Annotated in this window: 15 protein-coding genes, 2 tRNA genes and 1 pseudogene; 16 read left to right on the forward strand and 2 right to left on the reverse strand. The window is 40.1% G+C overall.

What is annotated here, in order from left to right; genetic code table 11:
* The first annotated feature begins 97 nt into the window (after positions 1–97).
* The 9 genes from ACZ42L_RS05885 to ACZ42L_RS05925 all read left to right on the forward strand — a co-directional run bounded on the left by ACZ42L_RS05885 (position 98) and on the right by ACZ42L_RS05925 (position 9,732).
* Complete coding sequence (locus ACZ42L_RS05885) at positions 98–2,749, forward strand: hypothetical protein (protein WP_464716905.1); 2,652 nt, start codon at positions 98–100, stop codon at positions 2,747–2,749.
* Between the two features lies 1 nt (position 2,750).
* Positions 2,751–3,788: a nucleoid-associated protein gene (locus ACZ42L_RS05890; protein WP_464716906.1), complete on the forward strand. Its 1,038-nt coding sequence runs from the start codon at positions 2,751–2,753 to the stop codon at positions 3,786–3,788.
* Positions 3,789–3,835: 47 nt separating this feature from the next.
* Entirely contained in the window at positions 3,836–4,567 is a 732-nt protein-coding gene (locus ACZ42L_RS05895; protein ID WP_464716907.1) for a DUF6088 family protein, read from the forward strand.
* Positions 4,552–5,526 (forward strand): nucleotidyl transferase AbiEii/AbiGii toxin family protein, encoded by a 975-nt coding sequence (locus tag ACZ42L_RS05900; protein WP_464716908.1) that lies wholly within the window; start codon positions 4,552–4,554, stop codon positions 5,524–5,526. Before ACZ42L_RS05895 ends, ACZ42L_RS05900 begins: the two co-directional genes overlap by 16 nt.
* A 38-nt stretch (positions 5,527–5,564) precedes the next feature.
* Complete coding sequence (locus ACZ42L_RS05905) at positions 5,565–6,059, forward strand: sister chromatid cohesion protein PDS5 (RefSeq protein ID WP_464716909.1); 495 nt, start codon at positions 5,565–5,567, stop codon at positions 6,057–6,059.
* A gap of 193 nt (positions 6,060–6,252) precedes the next feature.
* Positions 6,253–6,783, forward strand: a complete 531-nt coding sequence (locus ACZ42L_RS05910) for an HXXEE domain-containing protein (protein ID WP_464716910.1) — start codon at positions 6,253–6,255, stop codon at positions 6,781–6,783.
* Between the two features lie 33 nt (positions 6,784–6,816).
* Positions 6,817–7,665: an AraC family transcriptional regulator gene (locus tag ACZ42L_RS05915; protein WP_464716911.1), complete on the forward strand. Its 849-nt coding sequence runs from the start codon at positions 6,817–6,819 to the stop codon at positions 7,663–7,665.
* Between the two features lie 96 nt (positions 7,666–7,761).
* Positions 7,762–9,120 carry an MATE family efflux transporter gene (locus ACZ42L_RS05920; RefSeq protein ID WP_464716912.1) on the forward strand — a complete coding sequence of 453 codons (1,359 nt, stop codon included), beginning with the start codon at positions 7,762–7,764 and terminating at the stop codon, positions 9,118–9,120.
* A 285-nt stretch (positions 9,121–9,405) separates the two neighbouring features.
* On the forward strand, positions 9,406–9,732 hold the full coding sequence (locus ACZ42L_RS05925; protein ID WP_464716983.1) for an RteC domain-containing protein: 327 nt from the start codon (positions 9,406–9,408) through the stop codon (positions 9,730–9,732).
* A 57-nt stretch (positions 9,733–9,789) separates the two neighbouring features.
* On the opposite strand, the gene mobA is transcribed toward ACZ42L_RS05925, so the two are convergent.
* Positions 9,790–10,236, reverse strand: a complete 447-nt coding sequence (mobA, locus tag ACZ42L_RS05930) for a conjugal transfer protein MobA (RefSeq protein WP_464716984.1) — start codon at positions 10,234–10,236, stop codon at positions 9,790–9,792.
* A 759-nt stretch (positions 10,237–10,995) separates the two neighbouring features.
* On the opposite strand from mobA, the pseudogene ACZ42L_RS05935 reads away from it, so the two are divergent.
* The 7 genes and pseudogenes from ACZ42L_RS05935 to ACZ42L_RS05965 form a co-directional block, all read left to right on the forward strand.
* Positions 10,996–11,295 (forward strand): annotated as a pseudogene (locus ACZ42L_RS05935) (DUF3408 domain-containing protein); the annotation flags it as partial.
* 235 nt (positions 11,296–11,530) lie between these two features.
* Positions 11,531–13,051 (forward strand): RNA-directed DNA polymerase, encoded by a 1,521-nt coding sequence (locus tag ACZ42L_RS05940; RefSeq protein ID WP_464716913.1) that lies wholly within the window; start codon positions 11,531–11,533, stop codon positions 13,049–13,051.
* 631 nt (positions 13,052–13,682) lie between these two features.
* Positions 13,683–14,702 carry a FecR domain-containing protein gene (locus tag ACZ42L_RS05945; protein WP_464701924.1) on the forward strand — a complete coding sequence of 340 codons (1,020 nt, stop codon included), beginning with the start codon at positions 13,683–13,685 and terminating at the stop codon, positions 14,700–14,702.
* A gap of 220 nt (positions 14,703–14,922) precedes the next feature.
* Positions 14,923–18,090, forward strand: a complete 3,168-nt coding sequence (locus tag ACZ42L_RS05950) for a TonB-dependent receptor (RefSeq protein WP_464716914.1) — start codon at positions 14,923–14,925, stop codon at positions 18,088–18,090.
* 11 nt (positions 18,091–18,101) lie between these two features.
* Positions 18,102–19,736 carry a RagB/SusD family nutrient uptake outer membrane protein gene (locus tag ACZ42L_RS05955; RefSeq protein ID WP_464716915.1) on the forward strand — a complete coding sequence of 545 codons (1,635 nt, stop codon included), beginning with the start codon at positions 18,102–18,104 and terminating at the stop codon, positions 19,734–19,736.
* Between the two features lie 202 nt (positions 19,737–19,938).
* A tRNA-Lys gene (locus tag ACZ42L_RS05960) sits at positions 19,939–20,014 on the forward strand.
* A gap of 18 nt (positions 20,015–20,032) precedes the next feature.
* Positions 20,033–20,105: transfer RNA gene (locus ACZ42L_RS05965), tRNA-Lys, on the forward strand.
* Positions 20,106–20,151: 46 nt separating this feature from the next.
* Here ACZ42L_RS05965 and ACZ42L_RS05970 read toward each other — a convergent pair.
* Positions 20,152–22,134 carry a tetratricopeptide repeat protein gene (locus tag ACZ42L_RS05970; RefSeq protein ID WP_464703979.1) on the reverse strand — a complete coding sequence of 661 codons (1,983 nt, stop codon included), beginning with the start codon at positions 22,132–22,134 and terminating at the stop codon, positions 20,152–20,154.
* Between the last annotated feature and the right edge of the window lie 13 nt (positions 22,135–22,147).

Raw genomic sequence — 22,147 nt, forward strand, 5'->3', positions numbered from 1 at the left:
TACTTTCCTAAAGGACGGCATCCAAAATAGTACAAATACTTATATAATGAAATAGTTTATAATTAAAAGGGAAATGTTAATCTAAAAAGAAAGAATTATGAATGGTCAATATGCTATAAAGGGGTATCTTTTACAGTCATTGGTTGCTTTATTAGATTCCTTTGAAACAGATTGGGAAACTGTTTGTGTTGAACCCAATGACGAATCCGAAAAAGTAGACATATTATGGACTTATAATGGTGGGAAGAAAAAAGTTGTTCAGGTTAAGTCTTCAAAAAATGTCATCTCTTTTTCAATTGCAAAAAAATGGGCTAATGAATTAAGTATAAAAAGTCTCAATGCTGATGAATATGAACTAACTTTAGTTGGTTATGTCGATTCTAAATTGCGAAAATTACCCAATAGCACAATTGACAAGGTAGTAGTTGTAAATAAGGATTTATCGATAGAAGATTTTGAAGCAGTAATTATACAAAAAATTAATTCTTTTTTTGATAGGAAAGGCAAGAATGTCATTAGCCCAAAATTAGGGCAAATGTTTGTCCGTGCATTAAATTCTCAAATATTACAAGAATCTGTAATTGGGAAAACAGTTGAGCATTCTGAGTTTGAAAATAATTTGCTTGAGTCTCTACAAGGGATTGAAAGATATTTAGAAAGATGTTCTTATTCATTGCTACTTCCCGATACACCTCCTCGTAATAAAGACGTTAGTTCTGTAATAATGGAACATATTTTGAAACTGATAGGTTGGAACTCATTGAATATTGATGAAACGGTTACACATTATGATGAAAAACTAGGAAAAGAGCAACAATTTAAGGTTGATTTTTGGGGAAATTACGATTGCCCTCTTAAAGATAATCTAAAAGACATTGTTTATATCAATGCAAATATAGATGCCGAATATTTCCCCGACTATACAAACACAATTAAAAATAGTCTTTTTAGCGTTCATAGTGTAAGAGAACACCTAATTAAAGAAAAGAAAATAAACAGAGATAATTCTATTGAATATTGCATTCAATTTCTTTTATCCATGAAAGAATCGGAACAAAATCAAGCAATTGCAAAATTAAATGATGCTTATAAGAAAAATAAAATGGATAAAAACATTATTTACTATGCAATTGACAATAAAAAGGCAGATTTCTTAATTAGCTCTATAATTACTGCAAGAAAATATAGAGATGATTTGACAGTAAAATTCCTATACCCAATTACGGATGATAATTCTCAAATAAATAAAATAGGGAAAAGAAATACTTATATGCCTCCTCAATATCTTAATTCTTCGATATTGCCTATCATAAAAGAAGATAGAGATAAAATTAGTGTGCTACTTTTTTGTTCAGACCCATATAGTAAAGATAGGCTGCGAAAGGTTATATGGCTGCTTATACGATTAACAAGTGGTTTGGCAAATGAATATAAAATTTACTTTACTGATTATGACGCTGGTCAATATGGTAATGAGGTTAATGAAACTATCCGTAGTTATAGTAACAATGATTTAATAGGCAAAATCTTCATCGAAAAATTAAATTTATGCAATTCTTCCGAATTGCGAATTGTACCGTCGAATATAATTAGCTTAAAAGATGAAGATTTCGATGAGACAATCAATAAGACAAAACAATTGAGAATTGAACCCCATCTCATAGACTATTTACCTTATGGAGATTCTTTAAAGCCATTTTTAGATTCAGATGCAGTAAAGACAGAAGACTTAAAAATCTTCTTGCAAAGCAAAGGTATTTATTTTAAAACAGCCAACAAAACGAAAATAATTCAGTTGATGACAAGTATGCTTTTTAGTTCACTTGACATTGAATTATTAGTTGAGTTTGTGAATATTGATAATAAAACTATGGAATCTAGTTCTGCGCAGTACAACTTAGTTGACGAAAACAAGCAACTGAATCAGTTGTTCTCTAATAAAACTATCGATCAAGATACATTACAAGATGGCTTGAAAGCTGATATTGTTTCTTTGGAACAAACAAAGCCTAAAAAAGATACCGATAGTTACACGGTCAAAATACATTTGGAACAAAAGAACCCTAATAAACAGGCTCTTGTAAGTATTGCGAGAAGTACTGCAACTGTAATCGTCAAAAAAAATGTTAACAAAATAGAATTTACAAAAGAATATAATTCAAAACCAGCAAGAGTAGCAGCAGAAAGAGTTGTTAAACAACTATCAGAACAATTAATTCAAAGCAACGAAATTGAGGATAAGTGTATTGAAGTTAGGTTTTCTGAGTTTACTAATAAAGAGCGAACTAATTTTTTGTTGAGTTTTACTAATATCGATTCTTCTGATATTTTCAAAAGTTTTAACGCCAAATCGTTTAAATACATGTTTGACGAATCAGCAAATCTTCCTGATGAATATGCTGATAAAAAAGGAAAAGAGTGCACTACACTTTTGAAAGGCAAGAACTTAGATTCAATCAAAGAATTACAGAATGATACTTTGAAAGAGATTATTCTAAGCGAAGAATTGGCAATCAATTATAGGTATTGTATAAGAGGAGTTTCGGGAAACTACTATATTATTTTGAATTTTTCTGGAGCTTTAGTTAACAAGCCCATACAAGATGGCATTTTTAATGTTAAATCAACACTATATATTGACAATAAATCTAAGGATAAGGTTAAAAGTAAAAGTGCTTTAGAAACAGAATTAAAACTAGAGTTTAATAAATTAAAGAAAGAGAAGTTTAAACAATTTAATAGAATATAAAATGTTTTCAGCATTTGAGATAAAAATACAGAATTGTGCTTTGCATAAAATAGGAAATAAACTTAGAGATGAAGGAATAAGTTATTCTAATTCTTCTTTGGATCGTATAATTTCTATACAAGAGATATTAATCAACTATTTCCTCTCTCCATTCACTTCCGAAGAGTATTACCAACTCTACCACGAGAGTGATTTGGTATTGAATGAGGTTTATACCTATGTATCCAAGATATTTGATGAACCTGAGCAACTATATGAACAATCGATAAATCTGGCAAAACATTTGTATGAGCAAAGCACCCACCCTAAAATCAAAGGCGGAGAGTTTTATACTGTCTATTTTAAAGACTGTATATTAGATGGAGAAACTCTTGATGCTGTAGGGCTATTCAAGTCTGAGAACAAGGATACTTTTTTGAAGGTGTTGCATGAAAACAACAGTTTCAACTTAGAGAGCGACAAGGGTATCAACATTAAAAAGCTGGACAAAGGCTGCCTGATTTTCAATAAGGACAGAGAAAACGGATATGTAGTTGCTGTGGTTGATAATACCAATAAGGGCGTAGAAGCCCAATACTGGATTGATGATTTCCTGCATGTCCGCCAACGAAAAGACGAATACGCTAATACGCAAAATTTTATGGCGTTAGCAAAAAACTTTGTAACCAAAGAATTGCCTAAGGAATTTGAAGTTTCCAAAGCAGATCAAATTGATTTGCTTAACAAGTCGTTGGATTTTTTCAAAGAGAAAGGAACTTTTGATATTAATGATTTTGCCCATGAAGTAATTGCTCAACCCGAAGTGATTGAAAGATTTCATCAGTATAAGCAGGAGTACGAGAACCAAAGTGAAATTGTCATCGATAATCAGTTCGAAATTTCCGAATCTGCTTGTAAAAAGCAGCAACGTTCCTATAAACGGGTCATCAATTTGGATAAGAAAATCCAAATCGTCATTGCCGGCAATCGCCAAAATGTAGAACAGGGAGAAGATGAGCGTGGAAAATTTTACAAGGTGTATTATAAAGATGAAGATTGAATTGTGCGAAAAGATATTCGTGTTTTTGTCGGAATAAAAACGAATTTATGAGCGGAAATATCTCAGAAATAGTAAGAAACAAAATAGAGAAAACAGATTATGGTATCGTGTTTTCTGCAAGCGATTTTCCTGTTGCAGTTACCAAGCAAAAATCAGTAAACAAGGTGTTAGAAAACTTGACTAAAGCTGGTGAAATTAGACGTTTATCGAAAGGACGATATTATAAAACAAAAATGACAGAGTTTGGCGAGCTTATGCCCAACAGTTATCAGATTGTAAAGGACTTACTGGAAGAGAACGGCAAACTGATTGGTTATATTACAGGATATCAAATTTTTAATGAACTTGGATTAACTACACAAGTTTCTGCCATTTTGCAGATAGGAACTATCAAAGATAAGAAAAGCACAAAGCGTGGTTATTACAGGATAAAATTTGTAAAGCAATGGAATACTATCACAAAAGAGAATATCCCACTTTTGCAGTTACTCGATTGCCTTCGTTTCTTCAAAAATATTCCTGACACTAACCCTGCGGATAACTGTAAAAAACTCTTGGGACTATTATCTAAGTTAAGCGAAATTCAACGCAACAAAATAAAAAAACTGTCTTTAAAATACACTCCGCAGACAATCGCATTATTGGGTGCAATGCTTGAAGTGTTGAATCCGAACGAAGATGTTCTGATATTGCAAACGTCGCTTAACTACCAGACATTTTATAATTTATCAATTCCGCAAGAAGTATTGCCTAATCAAAAGAAATGGAATATAAGATGAAACTGCACGAAAATCAACCTCTGTTTGCCCAACTACTCAATTTTGCAGCAAACACCTTGAATATAAGACCAGAATTTATCGAAAAAGACTATTGGATTACTCGTGCGTTACAGAGAATGTCTCAAAATATCAATGCCAAGAAAGTAGTTTTCAAAGGGGGAACGTCCCTCTCTAAAGCATACCGTCTAACCAATCGCTTTTCTGAGGATATAGATGTAGCTGTCATTGATGCGGATTCTTTTTCTGGAAATCAACTAAAAACATTCATCAAACGACTTGCGAAGGATATGTCAGCCGATCTAAACGAACTTGTCGTACCCAATGTAACAAGTAAAGGATCTCGCTTCTACAAGGCAATTTATCAATATCCAAACTTGGTCGGACTAACTTCTTCCGCTATGAAAGCAGGACAGATCCTAATCGAGATCAATACTTATGCGAACCCATATCCATACATCAATAAGGAAATCAGCTCGTTTCTGACAGAGTATCTTGTAACTATTGGCAGAATAGATTTAATAGAACAATACAATTTAAAATCTTTCTCAATCAATGTTTTAGACAAACGGAGAACGACTGTGGAGAAATTGGTTTCATTGTTTCGTTTCTCATTTGAGGCTGATACCATTAAATCCTTATCTTCGAAAATTCGTCATTTCTATGATTTGTATTATTTGATAAACGATAATGAATGCTATGATTATATTCAATCAACTGCTTTCCAGAGCGATTTCCAAGAACTTTTTATACACGACCAACAACAATTTTCCGAGCCTAATGGGTGGTGTATAAAACCTGTTAAGGATTCCCCTTTGATTAAAGATTTTCAGGGAATATGGATGAAACTTAGTCCTAATTATCGGAAAGAGTTAATGCCTTTAGCATTCTCTGAAATTCCTAACGAAATGTTGATAGCGGAAAATTTCACCAAAGTCTTAAATAATTTATTGATTCAGTAATGTGCATAAATAAGGTATTAAGCGATATTATAACAATTATGGATAAACCGACAAATACCGAAAAAGAATTTTTGGATAAGTTGAAATTGCGGACAAAGAGCAAAGATAAATGGGAATTTGCGATAGATGATGTTGCAACAGGACTTTCAGAAAAATATTCATCTGCTGTAACAGCAAAGGTTTTGTGGCTTCTTGGAGAAATGGGACTAAAATATCCTTTGCGAATGCAAGAACACATTGGCAAAATTGCCAACTATTTAGAAAACAAAGATCCCAAACTACGGGAACGAGCAGTAAATGCAATAGGACGGATAGGTAGAGCAGATAAGAATTTAGTTCTTCCTTATTTAGACAGACTGATGCAAATGGTAGAAGATGAAGCCGATAATGTAAGACTGTCATTTGTTTGGGCTTGTGAAAATATTGCAACGAGTGCTCCAGAGTTGTTCTGTGAAAGGCTAAAGCTGTTTTACGAATTGATGCAAGACGAGTCTGAAAGAGTGCGGATAGAACTCCTGAGATGTTTCGTGTGATGGGAAAGAGAAAACCTAAAGTTGTAGAACCTTATTTGGATAAATTGCAATGGTTTGCTGATAATGACCAACATTCTGTCGTCCGTATTCATAGTGCGGGGGCAATCCGCATCACAGAGAAAGCATTACAGGACTATATGTGATTATAAAGTTTCATCCTAACAGTAAACCAATATAGAATAATGGATGAGAGATGACGAAATTAGAAACGATAGTGCTACTTCTCCCTATTGTATTCATGATTCACGAATACGAAGAGATTATTATGTTCCAGAATTGGCTTGGCAATAATAGAAACGAATTAAAAAGGCGTTTCCCGAAATTCGAGCAGTTTCTTGCACATAGGGGACATTTTGACTATTCAACAGCCACGTTTGCTGTTGGTACGGCTCATGAATTTATTCTGTTTTCTGCTATTTCTTTCTGTTCGATATGGCTAGACGCTTATCAATGGTGGTTCGCTGCATTTGCAGGGTATTCCGTCCATCTTATAGTACATCTTGCACAATGGGCAATATACCGAAAATATATACCTGTTATCATTACCACAATCTTGACATTGCCATATTGTGTCTATGCCTTTGTTGAATTTCTAAAGGCATCTATTCTATCTCCTTCACAAATGTTCTTATGGTCAATTGTCGGGATTATCCTAACAATGCTTAGCTTACTCTCCGCTTTTTTCTTGATGAGCAAGTTTCAAAAATGGCAGACTAAAAGATAGAAAGTATTGTCAATCATGAAATAACTGAAAGATATGCCCCAGTTACCAATCCATAGAAGTTCACAACTCACAGATTTTGGAGTCTATCTGAAGACGATTATATCTAAAACATCTGCATCTTCAGACAGATATGCCTTTTCTCATACTGACGACTATTATTTCTTTGGCTTCATCGAGGGTGGGCAATGCTGTCTGAATATTGATTTCGAGGAATACACTTTCAGGAAGGAAAGTCTGGTCATCATCCGTCCGGGACAAGTACACCGTATCATCGACGCTTTCAATCTTTCCGCAACGTTTCTGATTATCGACTCTGTATTGGTAAACGAGGAGGAAAAACGAACGCTTGAGAGATACGGTCGCCCTCAAATACAACTATCCGACATATCGGAACAGAAACTATTATTATCACTTCTTGACTGCAAACTGAGTGGCATGGAAAATCTATCTGCCAAAGCAGTCGTTCAGCGACTGACCACCGTCATTGTAGGGTTAGTCGTGGAGAACATTGTAAATGCAACGATAGCTCAATCTAAATTGCAGGGGACAGTGACCAGACACAAGGAAATAGTATGGGAATTTCGGGATTTGTTGGAAAGCAATATCCGAAGCAAACGTTCGCCATCATTCTATGCCGGGCGGCTGAACATTACCGTTGCCTACCTGAATGAAGCTGTAAATTCTGTTCTGGGGACAAGTGTGAGCCACCATATCCAAAACGAGATTATTTTGTTGGCTAAACGTCAATTGGTCTATACTACAGATTCCATCAAAGAGATTGCACATAGTTTAGGCTCTAACGATTACTCCTACTTCACACGGCTGTTTACCAAGGTTGCAGGCGTTTCTCCCACGCTCTTCAGAAGGACTTACCACGAATAGTGCTATCATTACCATTGTCCGTCTATTGTGACAGTCTGTATCCCACCGTACCTTTGCAGTGAACTTTATTCACTTTAAAAGATACGGATTATAAGGATGAACGACGCTGTGAATATTTTGCAAGAAGGAAGTATGATGAAAGCCCTAACAAAGTTGGGGATACCTATTGTCATCGCAATGCTGATTATGGCAATATACAATGTGGTAGATACTTTTTGGGTTGCACGTTTGGGAACTCTTCCTGTTGCCGCCGTATCGGTCGTTTTCCCTCTGTCGCTGTTGTTTCTCGGGATAGGATTGATGTTCGGTGTCGGAGGCGGAGTGTATATATCCCGTCTGTTGGGAGCAAGACAAATTGTAAAGGCAAGTCAGGTCGCTTCCGTCTCAGTGATTACCTCTGTGATATTGGCAGCTCTCATTGCCCTTATGTGCAATGCGTTCCTGCCGGACATCCTACTTTTCATGGGAGCAAACGAGGAGATGATGAGTTTGGCAGAATCCTATGGCAGGCTTTTTATCATCAGTTGTGTCATAGGAACATTGAATGTGTCCATGTCCAATATCATTGTTTCACAAGGTGCGTCGAAGACATCTGCGTCGGCAATGATCATCGGCTCTATCGTTAATGTTGCATTAGACCCCTTGTTTATCTACACTTTCAATTGGGATGTGGAAGGTGCTGCATGGGCAACTATTCTTTCAAGAATCATCACGACAGCTATTTACATCCGTTTCCTTACGAAAGCAGAGATAAAAGTATCTCTTGCCTTGTTCGCTCCCACGATAAGAATATACGCAGACATCATTAAGATTGGTATCTCTATGCTCTTTTTGCAACTGCTCCAGACCCTTTCCATCAGTTTGTTGCAGAAAGCCGCTGTGAAATATGGGGCAGAGGCTGTTGCGGCTGTGGGTATCGTCCTGAAAATCGTCACATTGGGAACAAACGTGGTCTTCGGATTTGTAAAAGGACTCCAACCTATGGCAGGCTATAACTACGGGGCAGGCAATTTTCAAAGATTAAGGGAAGCGGTGTGCTGTTCTCTGATACTCACAACCTCGTTTTGTGTGCTCTGGAGTATTCTTATAGTCATTTTTACCTCTCCTATCGTCAGTTGTTTCGGTAAAGACGAAACAATGCAGAGAATAGCAAGAATTGCGCTTAGAGCCAATACGATTATGTTCTTCACTTTCGGATTCCAATTTGTGTATTCCACACTATATATGGCAATCGGAAGAGCAAGGCAAAGTCTTCTGCTAAACATCGGACGGCAAGGTTTGTTTTTTATCCCTATAATATTGCTGCTTCCATCGTATTGGGAACTAAATGGAGTGCTTTATGCACAGCCTATTGCCGACGTCTTTGCAACTTTAATGACACTGTTCTTTGCTGTCCGAATTCATAAGGAGATAGGTCATAAATCACATCTCACAACAGAGAATCTGCAATGTTGAACCATAAAAGATATGATTATGCTAAGACTTACTCAAACGGAAGAATTTAAGATGATAATTTTGTCTTGCTCTACAAATGAACAAGAACAAAAAGCATTGGAGGACTTTATGAAGAGGATTATTGATCTATGTGATGCAGAAGACGATGCCATCTCTTTGTTCCGTATTCTCCGCTATACTCGTTTTCGTTTACAAACTTTGCAAGCGGTGTATTTGATGGACGGAAAGGGAAAAAATGTGTCGGAGCTACTCTTTGTCATTGACACGGAGTTGAAGTTACTGAAGATGCGAATGCAGGGGCTTCTTCCTGCTTTTCCCGTCAAACCAGCCAAGAAACTCTGTTGGACAGGCAAAGCAACAGATTTAGTTGAACTCCTTTATGCTCTCGACACCTGCGACTGTATCAACAACGGAGAAATAGGTGTAGAGGAGTTGGCAGATGCTCTCTCGGAAATCTTCGGAGTGGAGATAAAGAACTGCTACAACGTCTATATGAACATGAAGCGTCGCAAAGATAACAGCCGCACCTATTTTCTTGATGAACTCCGTGAGAAACTCAATAAGCGTATGGTGGATAGCGACCTGAAAGGTGGTAACTTCAAGAAACGATAACTGCATTCAAATGGCTTAATCAGGCTTTCCTCTCATTTCGGGAAGCCTGATTCTCTTTCATTGAGGAATAAAATACACAATAAAAGGCTGTTGCCGATGTTGCCATTTCTCTTGAAATTCACGAGTGAGTTGCACGATTTCACCTCCGATTATTGCCAATTCAAGCGTCAATTTCTCCAGTTTTGCGAGCATGGCAAAGGCTTTCTTCTCACTAAAGTTGCTCTTCATTGTAACTACTGTCTGGTTGTAATTAACTCCCACACTGCGGAATTGCCCGTACAAAGTCGTCAGTTTCTGATAATAATCCAGCAGGGAACGATCCACCTTTATCACCCGAAATGTCTCATTAAAGACCCTTGCCTTGATGAAAGTGGCTTTATTTTGAAGCCTCGATTGCTCGATTAGTGTAAAGAAACAAGCAAATTCAGTGGCCGTAAATCGAACCATACAACAATGGCTGGCTCGTTCATTCTTGGGAGGTCGTCCCACATTTCTCTTTGTCATTACTTCTGATTTTAATGGTTTATAATTCTCTCTTCGGGAAACAGAACGTGCTAATTCCATTAGAGAGCATTTGTGATAAAACAGCCTGTCAAGACAACGAAAACTTCCATCCAAGAACACCGACTTCGGAGTTGTTCCGCCCTCTGCCAAGAGCAAGGGTTTTGAGTTATCGAAATAATTTCGGGTAACGCAAGACATACCTTGCTATTTGCACTGATGCAAATAAATTCGTTCCGAAGAACGATATGTTATTCTCCCGAAATGTATGTTTTCAAAGCCATGAAATACCGGCTTATCGCCTGCTGCAAAGTTACTACCTCTTGTCCCCAAAGCCATTAGGAGAGATGAAGCCACAAGTATCCAAATCGAAGCCACAAGTACGCACCAAAGGAAATCACGCTGATTACAGCATCACCGAGCCATATATTTGCACCGTCGAATATGTCGATGAGGGTATGTGTCTTCGATAACATCACGTTCCGATGAGCGATATAGGTGAGGAGGTATATCAAAGAACATGTCCTTGATTCCCTTATTCGAACGTGGGAATGTGCGAAAGCAGATACAATCGTTCGATTGTATTGATAGACACCAATGAACATCTCCACAGAAAGGAACTGAATGAAAGGATGTACCTCTGCTGGTACAATCCCATTATCGGGCATATCTTAGATAGTGGATGTATTCATCTTCATCGGTAAATATATCGGCAACGAAACGGACAGTGAATTGTATAATGACAATAAAAATTAAAAAAGTATGACAGAGAACCAGAACGGTAAGGTTGATCCCGTTGCCATCCGAGAACTTATTTCACAAGGTATTCCCATGAAAAGAAAAGAGAGTGAGATAAAACGCTCTCAATCTGAAGAGCAGAGTGTCGAATCGGAACGTCCAAATGACGAGCCAATGTCAAAGGATTTTTCAATACACCAAAGAAGAGAAAGGCGAAAGTCCGACAAGGGGGATTATGAGTCGCTTTTCATCTGTCGCAACACCCTGAAAAATCGCAAGACCATCTATATTGCCAAAGAACTGCAAGATACATTGGCGGAGATGAAATTTAGGTAGCTGTTGTAAATTGCTATATGGGGCATAGATTTTAGGGGGGGATTTCCCACAAAGAATAATCTCTTTCTATCGCTACTAAGGAAAAGGCCTAAAAGGACTTGCCAAACAGCGAAAGATGGAGTTTGTCCTTGTTTGTTTCTTGATTGTCAGATACGCCTCTTGCGACATTTTATGCTCCACAAGGGGCGTTTTCTTGCCATTTTCTTAGCCTTTCTCATTATGTATGAGTAACTTTGCTAAAAATAAACTTCAATATGAGTGTATGCGTCGAAAATCAATAATTGAAATGTCTCATGAAGAAGCAAAGGTATTCTTTCTAAAAGACGAAAGTTATTGCAATATAGATCTTCCTGAATACTTTTCTTTTGCTAAGCTATTAGGTAAAATAAGTAAGGCTGTAGATAAAGCACAAGATGTTTCAACTTTTTATTCTGAAAGCAACTTGAGAAACTGTGAAAAAGTAAACCACATATTATTTGCAAACAAAGATGGAAAACTTTCTTGGCGACCACTACAAATAATACATCCTTTTCTTTATGTTCTATTAGTCAAAGAAATCACAGAGGAAGCAAATTGGAAAAAATTATTGGGCAGATTCCATGATTTTCAGAGCAACGAAAAGATAAAGTGTTTTAGTATCCCAGTAGAAGCAAGAAGCAAACAATCAGATAAGGCGGAACAGATACTTCAATGGTGGGAAAACATAGAACAGGAATCTATAAACCAATCATTGGATTATAAATTTTCATATGATACAGATATTGCTGATTGTTATGGCTCACTATACACTCATTCTATAGCATGGGCTATTGAAACAATTGACATTGCAAAAAAGCAAAGAGATGGGAATTTATTAGGAAATAAAATAGACACTCATATAAGAAATATGCAGTATGGGCAAACTAATGGAATTCCTCAAGGTTCTGTTTTGATGGATTTTATTGCAGAAATAATTTTAGGTTATATTGATGAATTGCTCGCAGTCGAAATAAGTAAAAATAAAATAGAGAACTACAATATATTTAGATATAGAGATGACTATAAGATTTTCGTAAATGCTCCAAATGATGGAGAGGTGATTTTAAGGCTATTGTCGGAGATCATCGTTCCTTTCGGATTAAAATTAAACTCTTCGAAAACGAGAGAGAACAAAAATATCATATCAAGTTCTGTTAAACCTGATAAATTATCATGGTTTCAGCTTAATCAAGGCGACATAATACTACAAAAGCAATTTTTATTGATTCATCAGCATAGTCTTATGTACCTCAATTCTGGAAGTGTCGCTCGAGGATTAACGGAATTAAACAAGAAAATATCAGACAAAGAAAAATCCATTCAAATTATCAGCATAACGGTTGACATTATGCTTCATAATCCTAAAGCAATACCTGTATGCTGTTCTATTATTAGTAAAATACTAAAGAACACAGAAGAAAAGATGAAGTTATCCATTTCAAATAAGATATATAAACGTTTAATGGAAACACCAAATTCTGAATTTGCTCAAATTTGGTTACAAAGGATGCTAAAAGATAGTGTTGATAAATTTTGCTTTAAAGAAGCGTTGTGCAGTATCGTGAGAGGAGAAAGTATTGATATTTGGGATAATAGTTGGTTCAGTGGTAATAATAGAATCAAGAAACTAATACTTCCAACGTCCATCTTTGACAAAACTATATTTGCTAAAATGGATGAAATGATAAAGGATGATGAAGTAGATATTTTTACACATTCTCTATGATGAGGCTATCATTCCATAAAAGTTTGAGTTTCAACTTTTTCTTTTTCCCTGCTTCTCGCATACCCGACATTTTTTTATGCGTCTTTCCGTCGGGTCGGTCGTTTTCGTTTCAGTGGCGTAAAAAGGTAGGGCTTAGGACAAACAAGGTTTTACGGCGAGAATACTACCTGCAATGAAATGGAAGTGTGGAGATTGTCGTCTAAACGGCTTGCCGCCCCGACCTTTTTTGTCCGTAGAAGCCCGGAGCTACCTTTGCCGCTGACAACGAACAACCGATCCCGACATGATACACGGGCATAAGTGGAGGATATGCAGACTGAGAAGCGGGGCGAAAACAAAAAGCCGCCCCAACGGACGGCTTTACGAAAATAATTTGGAGAAAATTCTTTTTTCTCACGATATACCCTTATCTTTGCAATAGGTTATTCGAGTTATGCAAAGCGTTGTATATCACTGTTGAAGATAGGTCGCTAAATCATTACCTATTGCATTTCATAACTCATTAGGCTGTTGAATGCCAATCATTTGAACCTAAATGATAGATTTTAACAAAAAAAATACGAACTATTGTTTAGGAACATCCGTTTTTGCTCTGTCATATAAATAGAACCGCAATCTCAAACAGTTGACTATGAGTGAATCTGAAAAACCAAATATCGAATACCTGCTTCCACTCTACATGGAAGGAAAACTGGACGAGCAGCAAGTCCAACAGGTGGAAACATGGCTCAATGAATCGGACGACCACCAACATATAGCCCAAAATATGGACCGGGCATATCAGGCATTGGACAACCTCTACATCGCCGAGCATACCGACACCGAACAGGCTTTGAAAAGGCTGAACAACCGACTGTGGCGGACTCGTATGGAAACTGCCATGCGGAAAATAGAGCGCGTAGCAGCCATACTCTTTATCCCTCTGCTACTCTCAGCTGCTGTCATGTTCTATCAGAATTATCGTTCTCATTCTGTGGAAATGCTATCTGTAGCCACCAATCCGGGTATGACAGCCACCGCCTTGCTGCCCGATGGCACAAAAGTGACGCTCAATTCCAATTCTCGACTCACTTATCCAGCACAGTTCGATGGCGACGAACGCCAAGTAAGCCTGTCAGGGGAAGCATACTTCGATGTAAGCAAAGATCAAAAACACCCTTTCATCGTTAAAACTCCCTACGATGCCCATGTCAAAGTATATGGCACACATTTCAATCTGGAAATCGACAACGAGACCCACCAAGTAATATCCACACTAGTAGAAGGATCGATAGGGCTGAATTACATGACACCTTCACGACAATGGAACGAACGCAGAATACACCCAGGACAACAGATTGTCTACTCGGCCAACGAACATCAGGCTCGCGTATTTGACACAGAAACCGACGTAGCCACATCGTGGAAGGACGGAATGCTCATTTTCCGTAATACTCCACTGACAGCAGTTCTCCGCAGCCTATCGAAACGATTCGACATTAATTTTATTGTCAGACATCCTTCTGTATACCATAACAGATTCACCGGTACACTCAAACGGCAACGACTTGAGCGTATTCTTGAGATTCTTTCCATATCGTCCAACATGAAATTCCGCTACGTACCTAATGCAGACATAGAGAAACAAGCGCAGACCATAGAAATATATTGAGATTAATAACTGACAATAACTAAAAAAACAGAAAACATCATGAAAGCGAGAACTCCTGCATAGAGTGTCAATGCAGGACGGTAAACCGTCTAACGCATGCAACAAATTCTTTATAGAATCTTTTACAGTAAACAATTCTAAACCTAATAACAAAATGAAAAAACATTCAAATCTATCACCTTCGCAAGGGAGTCTTAAATTAACAATACTCTCTGGGTGTATGTCTGTATTAATGGCTATGCCTGCACATGCCCAAAACGTGACATTTGGCAAAAATGTACATACTGTCAAGGCGGCCATGAATGCCATAGAGAAACAGACACACTACAAATTTTTCTTCAACAACAGCCAAATTAATACAGAACGGCCAACACAAGTTACTGCTAATGGCAAAGCTCTCAAAACCCTCCTGTCGGAATTGTTCGCCGATTCGGGAGTGAGCTATGAACTGGTAGACAACACCATCGTACTCTCTACAGGCAATGTACAGCCTGCCAAGACACAACAAGGTAATGCCACAAAACGCAAGGTAACCGGAACTATCATTGACGCCAACGGAGATCCTATTGTCGGGGCTACGGTCAAGATAAAGGGTAGTAATGCCGGCACACTCACAGATATAGATGGCAACTTCACCATTGATGCCAACAACAGTAACACACTCCAAATCTCATACATAGGTTTTACCACTCAGGAACTGCCGGTGGGCAGCCGTCACGACTGGAAGATTACGATGACGGAAGACAACAATGTACTCAATGAGGTCATTGTAATAGGTTATGGAAGTGTACGCAAAGCCGATTTGGCCGGCTCGGTGGCAGTCATGAACGATAAGGCTTTCAAAGACCAACCCATCAAAAATATCAGCGAAGCTTTCCAAGGCCGTATGACCGGTATCAATGTAGTACAGAGCGGCGTACCCGGTGGTAGCGTAAAAATACGCGTTCGAGGTACTAGCTCCATTCATCGTAACAATGACCCACTCTACGTGGTTGACGGCATTGTGCGCGAAAGCGGACTTGACGGCATCAACTCAGAAGACATCCAGAGCATTCAAGTGCTGAAAGATGCTTCGTCTACTGCCATTTACGGAAGCCGTGGATCTAACGGTGTGGTACTTGTCCAGACCAAACAAGGTAAAAAAGGACAGCAGACTATTACATTCGATGCCAGCCTTGGACTATCGAATGCCTACCACATGCCTAAAGTAATGGGAACAAAAGATTATGCACAGGCCTTACTTGACGGCAACAAAGTAAGCAACAAAACCGAACTTCAACCCTATCTTGATGGCACTAATCCCGGTGTAGACTGGATGGATATGATACTTCGCACAGGCGTAGTACAGAATTACAAGGTTGTCATTTCCAAAGGTAATGCAGAAACCCAGTACTATATCAGCGGCAGTTATCTGAAAAACAAAGGTGTGGTAGAAAGTACACAGCACGAACGCTATCAAGCAAAAATCAACTTGCACTCCACACTGTATAAATGGTTTGAAGTGACGGGCGACCTTGATTACAGCCACGGCAAAAGTCTCGGAGGAGGTTTCAGTATGGCACAAGGCAATCCCCTATGGATAGCTCAGAACTACTCTCCTACCATGGAAGTCCGCGATACAGCCGGCAATTTCAATCATGATCCCTACAACTCCATTGAGAGCAACCCATACGGTGTACTCACAGGAAATGCCAGCCAATATCGTACGGACATTATCAACGGACGTGTAGACCTGAAGTTCAACATTCTTCCCGGCCTGACATTTACCTCTACCAACGGATTTGACTATTATGATGGAAAGGGCTATAGCTTTTCCAGTGCCACAGTATACCCCAAGAGCAGTATGGGTAACAATGATATGCAGCGCATGATGCTTCAATCAACAAACAATCTCACTTACATGGGCAACTGGGGCAAACACTCTCTGACGGCTACCGGTGTATTTGAAGCCAGCCAATGTACTACGCGTATGATGGGACTGTCAGGTTCCAATCTGCTCTCTGAAAGCGTGGGATGGTGGGACTATAACAATGCTGCCAGTCGCTCAGGTTCTAACTCATACAGTAAATGGGGGCTTCTTTCTGGTGTAGGTCGTGTGATGTATAACTACGATGACCGCTACATGCTGACAGCTACGATGCGTGCCGACGGTAGTTCACGTTTCAGCAAGAAGAAGTGGGGATATTTCCCATCCATTGCAGCTGCATGGACTGTCAGCCACGAAAAATTCATGGAATCAATAGAATGGATCAGCAACCTGAAATTACGTGCCAGCTATGGACTCATTGGTAATCAAAGTATTCCTGTCTATGCCACATTAGGTAACCTCGCTACTACAAGTTTCGACTTCGGTACTTCTTCGTCCTATACAGGCTATTGGGCTGCCGGCGTGGCTACTCCAGACTTGACATGGGAAAAAAGCAAGCAGTTTGACTTGGGACTTGACGTCAGTTTCCTCAATAACCGCATTGAATTCTCCTTCGACTATTTCAATAAAAAGACTACCGATGCACTGCTGCACAAGTCACTAGCCAACTATCTCGGCGGAAGCCAATATTGGATTAATGCAGGAGAAATCAGCAATAAAGGTTTTGACATGTCGCTCACAGCACATATCATCCAGACTCAAGATTTCTCTTGGACCACTACGCTCAACGGCTCGTATCTGAAGAACAGAGTTGAAAAACTCACAGCAGAAGACCCGGTACTCTATGGCAACTCACCTTCAGCCGGTACAGTAGACCCTTCTACTATTGTTAAAGTTGGCCAACCTATCGGTACTTTCTACGGATATAAATGGGCCGGACTCAATACAGAAGGCCTTGATAGCTACTATGCGCAAGACGGCAGCATTACGACAACACCACAGAGCAACGACCGTCAGGTTTTAGGCTGTGCTAACCCTGACTTCACTATGGGTTGGAACAATACAATTACTTACAAGAACTGGGAATTCAACGCTTTCTTCAACAGCGCTTTCGGTGCTCAGCGTCTCAACCTTGTACGCTTTGCGATGAACTCCATGGTAGGTGCTTCAAAGTTTGTAACCGATGCCAACTACATCAGTGAGATAGGAAAGACCATGCCGGCTCTCAACGCTGTAGGTAACAACAACTTAGGAAATTCCAGCAAGTGGATTGAAAATGCCGACTTTGTCCGTTGCGAAAACATCAGTATAGCCTACAACATTGCACGCAAATACACCCGTTTTGCCGACATCAGGCTAAGCCTGAGCGCACAAAATCTTTTCACTATCACAGGATATAAGGGAGCCGACCCATCAGGTATGTCGTTTGCAGAGAGCAATGTCGACATGGACAATGGTATCGACATGGGTGCATATCCCAATCCAAGAACCTTTACATTCAATATTCGCTTTAATTTCTAACAGCATTAAACATGAAAAATAAGATATTTCTCGGCTGCCTGCTTGCAGCATCAGCCCTAACATTCCAATCATGTGGCAATATCCTTGACGAAGACCCGAAAGGACAACGTACACCTGGTAATTTCTTCACGACCGTAAGCGACATTGACCAAAGTCTCTATGCGCTTTACGAACAAGTGAACCACACACAAAACTACACAAACCCAGGCTATCCTCAGTGGCAGGGAGATGACATCACCGCCAATCCCGGCTCTAACAAGCAAGCATGTGCAGCTATCGATGCCTTCAATGCTTCAGACAACAACAAGGGTGTGAACGACTCATGGAGATTCCACTATAATGTCATCAAAGCAGCCAATCTTATTATCGACGCTGCGGAAAACACGACACTGCCAGCCGACAAGGTCAATATCGCCGTTGGTCAAGCCCGTTTCTGGCGTGCCTATGCCTATTACTATTTGGTACGTATCTTTGGTCCATTGCCCGTCAACCTACACAACGAGAACGACTACAGCAAGACCGAATTGACCGATGTAAAAGGCATTTACGACATCATCGTAAGTGACCTTGAAGCAGCCGACAAGCTCAATCTGCCAGCTAGCTATACATCAGAACCAGCCCATCTCTTCGGTGTAGATGTCTACGTCACCCAACAGGCCGTGAAGTCTACGTTGGCTGCTGTATACATGTCGATGGCAGGTACACCGCTCAATCTTGGACAATCATACTATGCCAAGGCTGCCGCCAAAGCCAAAGAAGTAATCGACGGGGTCAATTCCGGTAAATACGACGCAACGATAGATTCAGACTGGAAGAACGTATACTCTTACGGAAACAACTACAACAAGGAAACCATTCTAGGAATCAACTTCTCTCCCACCAAAAACTGGTTTACCGATTCTGAATTCTCAAGTTGCTGCCTGTTTGAAAGTCTCGGTGGATGGGGCGACGCTTGGGGCGAGATTAAATTCTGGAAAGAATTCCCCGACGGTCCACGTAAACGTGCGATATACGATCCACAGATTAGACAAAAGGATGGTTCTCTCGTAGACTGGTGGGCACTCGACAGCCAAGGTAAAGCCATAGTACCAGAACGCCACCCAATGTTTTCCATCTTCACGCTCAATGCCGACAAGAACGGCAGCGAAGTGAAAGCACCTTACGACTATACACAACGCCCCTATGAAGGTATGTGTACTGACACAAGGCATCAACTCATCCGCTATCCAGAAGTCATGCTTTGGTACGCAGAGAGTGCTGCCCGCAGTGGTGGCGACCTTACATTGGCCAAAGAATGCTTAAAGAAAGTACGTGTACGCGCTGTCGATGGTCCTGCTGCCAAAAAAGTCGACGGCGTAAATATCGACGCCATGAGTGCCGACCAACTGGCCAAAGCAGCCTTCAAAGAACATGGATGGGAAGTTGCCGGAAACTGGGTGGCACTAGTTCCACGCCGCAGCGACGAATTCCGTCTCAACATGTTGAAAGACAACTTTGAATATCGCAAGAGCAATGCTCCACTTGCAGTTGCCGAAGGCTTCACAGCCACAGAAAGTGTACCTGTAACCGGAACCTGGAATGATAATATGAACTATCTGCCTTATCCTGGCAGTGAGGTTGAAAAGAATCCGAACCTAAAGAGATAATACCCCTAAAAGATAGCAAAGCAATAGTAACACTGTTGCATGACAAATATCCGAATCCACTAAAATCAATGCGAGATTGTCTACGTTCAGGCATTCTCGCATTGTTTTTGGCAAAAAACAGTGGAAAGATTTGCATGTTAACGAAAAACGCATTACCTTTGCACTCGCTATTCAGAAATGCTCATTTCATTGGATAGAGTATGCGCCCTTAGCTCAGTTGGTAGAGCAACTGACTCTTAATCAGTGGGTCTAGGGTTCGAGTCCCTAAGGGCGCACCACACACAAAGCAGAGCAACGCGCCCTTAGCTCAGCTGGTAGAGCAACTGACTCTTAATCAGTGGGTCTAGGGTTCGAGTCCCTAAGGGCGCACAGAAGAGAAACATTTCGATGTTTCTCTTTTTTTATTTCCTTTAGTTTAATGTTTTTCCGAAGCGTATTTCTTCATCACACTGTAGGCATCATAGATACCCAGTTCACCGGCCTTGCTCAAATCGGCAAGCCCTTTCGCCTTATTGCCACTGAAGATATACGTCAATCCACGATTGAAATAAGCTTCCGCAAGACTAGGATTCAGATTGATTACCTGCGTATATGTGTCGGCAGCATCACCATAGCTACGCTGCATGGCCTGAAGATTGGCGATATTATACATGATAAAGGCGTTCTTCTTTCCAGACATCTCAGAGGCCTTACGCAAGTCGTCAAGCGACTTACCCACAATCAACTTCAAATCGTTTCCATTGCCTTGGGCATAACCAGACATCATGGCCTGACACACCCCACGCTCCCAATAGGCCAGCACGGAAGTAGAATCCATCGTGATATAATCGTTGATATCGTTCAGAGCTTCAGAGAAATTGTGCGTACTGGCATGCGCCACGGCACGCTGAAAAAGCAAAGTAGTGACTTGATGGTGATTTTTCACGTCCGAGATACGTGTACTCAGACTGTCAATAGCCACAAAATAGCGACGCGACTCTTCCTGCGTCAGTGCATTGGATTTACATGAAATATATACTGGCAACACAGGACCGACAGTCTGATTGAACCGTTCTACATCGCGGTCTACCAATTGATAGCTGTTAATACCATTTTTATAAGGTAGATACGACAGGATGAACATCGGCATATATTCTACTTCCACATTCCTATCCTGCACTTTTCCACGGTATTCATTCTTATATTCGGGCGTCGTCACCTCATCATCCTGCACTACCCACTGATCGTATTTCTCTACATCAATATCGCTCATTTTGCGTACTTGACGGAGCTTGCTGCGCGACCAACGCTGCTGAATACCGACATGTTTATCCATCTGTCGCTTCAGAACTCTGAACTCATCCTGTTCTGCCTTGGCCGTCATACCCAGTCGGCGATAGCAGTTGGCACGGCTCATCAGACCGCTCCAGAAGTTCGGAAACTTCTCTATTACGCGCGAATAATCTCTAATGGCAGCCCGATAATCTCCCGTTCGGTCCAACAAGATAGCACGATTATACAGCGCCAACAAGTTATCAGGCTCCAAGCGAAGCACAAAATTAAAGTCTTCGATGGCACGGTTGTCATCGCCAAGCGTCTGTCTGAGCAATCCACGGTTGTAATGTGCTATGAAGTTATTATCATTCATGCTGATAGCACGATCATAGTCTTCCATTGCCTGACGCAACTTATTGAGATTGACACGCGTCATGGCCCGATACGTATAGTTGTTAACCACGTTCGGGGTATAATGGATGGCACTGGAAAAAGCCTTCTCTGCTGTCGCCCAATTCTTACGTTGAAGATTCAGACGCCCCACGATAGACCACGAATTGCCATCATACGGATTCACCTTCAATGTCTTCTCCAACCATCGCGAAGCCGTAGCCGTGTCATTGGCATTCAGATATGTCTCTGTCATCAAGCCATAGGCATTGGCCATATCGGGCCAACGCTTCATGACATATTCCAAATCTTCGCGTGCTTTCCCTACATCTTTGCTTCTATATCGGGCATAAGCACGATTGAACCAACTCCCTTTCTGGTCGGGATTCAGTTTCAATGCCGCATCAAAATCTGCAATGGCATCTTGAAACTTTTCCTGATTCAGTCGGCTCTCTGCACGAAAGTTGAAGAGTTGATAGATGTAGGGATTCAGTTTGACAGCCTCCGTGAAATCACTTTCTGCTCCGGCATAGTCGCCCAAAGACTCCTTGGCAACTCCCCGATAGAACCACGGCTGATAAAGATAGGGTTTTCCTGAAAGAATATTGTTGCAATGCTGAATAGCAACTACATAGTCATGATAATCCAATGCGATTTCCGCAGAAATCAAAAGCCTGTTCGTATTGTATTGTGCACGCATAGAAACGGTACACCACACGAACAGTATCAGGACTACAAGTTTCCTATTCCTCATCATCGCAAACCAA

It is taken from the genome of Prevotella mikamonis (assembly GCF_055381405.1).

What these genes read in the sequence shown, in the direction of transcription:
- ACZ42L_RS05885 (WP_464716905.1), top strand. Translation starts at nt 98, where the DNA reads ATGAATGGTCAATATGCTATAAAGGGGTATCTTTTACAGTCATTGGTT.
- ACZ42L_RS05890 (WP_464716906.1), top strand. Translation starts at nt 2,751, where the DNA reads ATGTTTTCAGCATTTGAGATAAAAATACAGAATTGTGCTTTGCATAAA.
- ACZ42L_RS05895 (WP_464716907.1), top strand. Translation starts at nt 3,836, where the DNA reads ATGAGCGGAAATATCTCAGAAATAGTAAGAAACAAAATAGAGAAAACA.
- ACZ42L_RS05900 (WP_464716908.1), top strand. Translation starts at nt 4,552, where the DNA reads ATGGAATATAAGATGAAACTGCACGAAAATCAACCTCTGTTTGCCCAA.
- ACZ42L_RS05905 (WP_464716909.1), top strand. Translation starts at nt 5,565, where the DNA reads ATGGATAAACCGACAAATACCGAAAAAGAATTTTTGGATAAGTTGAAA.
- ACZ42L_RS05910 (WP_464716910.1), top strand. Translation starts at nt 6,253, where the DNA reads ATGACGAAATTAGAAACGATAGTGCTACTTCTCCCTATTGTATTCATG.
- ACZ42L_RS05915 (WP_464716911.1), top strand. Translation starts at nt 6,817, where the DNA reads ATGCCCCAGTTACCAATCCATAGAAGTTCACAACTCACAGATTTTGGA.
- ACZ42L_RS05920 (WP_464716912.1), top strand. Translation starts at nt 7,762, where the DNA reads ATGAACGACGCTGTGAATATTTTGCAAGAAGGAAGTATGATGAAAGCC.
- ACZ42L_RS05925 (WP_464716983.1), top strand. Translation starts at nt 9,406, where the DNA reads ATGCGAATGCAGGGGCTTCTTCCTGCTTTTCCCGTCAAACCAGCCAAG.
- mobA (WP_464716984.1), bottom strand. Translation starts at nt 10,236, where the DNA reads ATGACAAAGAGAAATGTGGGACGACCTCCCAAGAATGAACGAGCCAGC.
- ACZ42L_RS05940 (WP_464716913.1), top strand. Translation starts at nt 11,531, where the DNA reads ATGAGTAACTTTGCTAAAAATAAACTTCAATATGAGTGTATGCGTCGA.
- ACZ42L_RS05945 (WP_464701924.1), top strand. Translation starts at nt 13,683, where the DNA reads ATGAGTGAATCTGAAAAACCAAATATCGAATACCTGCTTCCACTCTAC.
- ACZ42L_RS05950 (WP_464716914.1), top strand. Translation starts at nt 14,923, where the DNA reads ATGTCTGTATTAATGGCTATGCCTGCACATGCCCAAAACGTGACATTT.
- ACZ42L_RS05955 (WP_464716915.1), top strand. Translation starts at nt 18,102, where the DNA reads ATGAAAAATAAGATATTTCTCGGCTGCCTGCTTGCAGCATCAGCCCTA.
- ACZ42L_RS05970 (WP_464703979.1), bottom strand. Translation starts at nt 22,134, where the DNA reads ATGAGGAATAGGAAACTTGTAGTCCTGATACTGTTCGTGTGGTGTACC.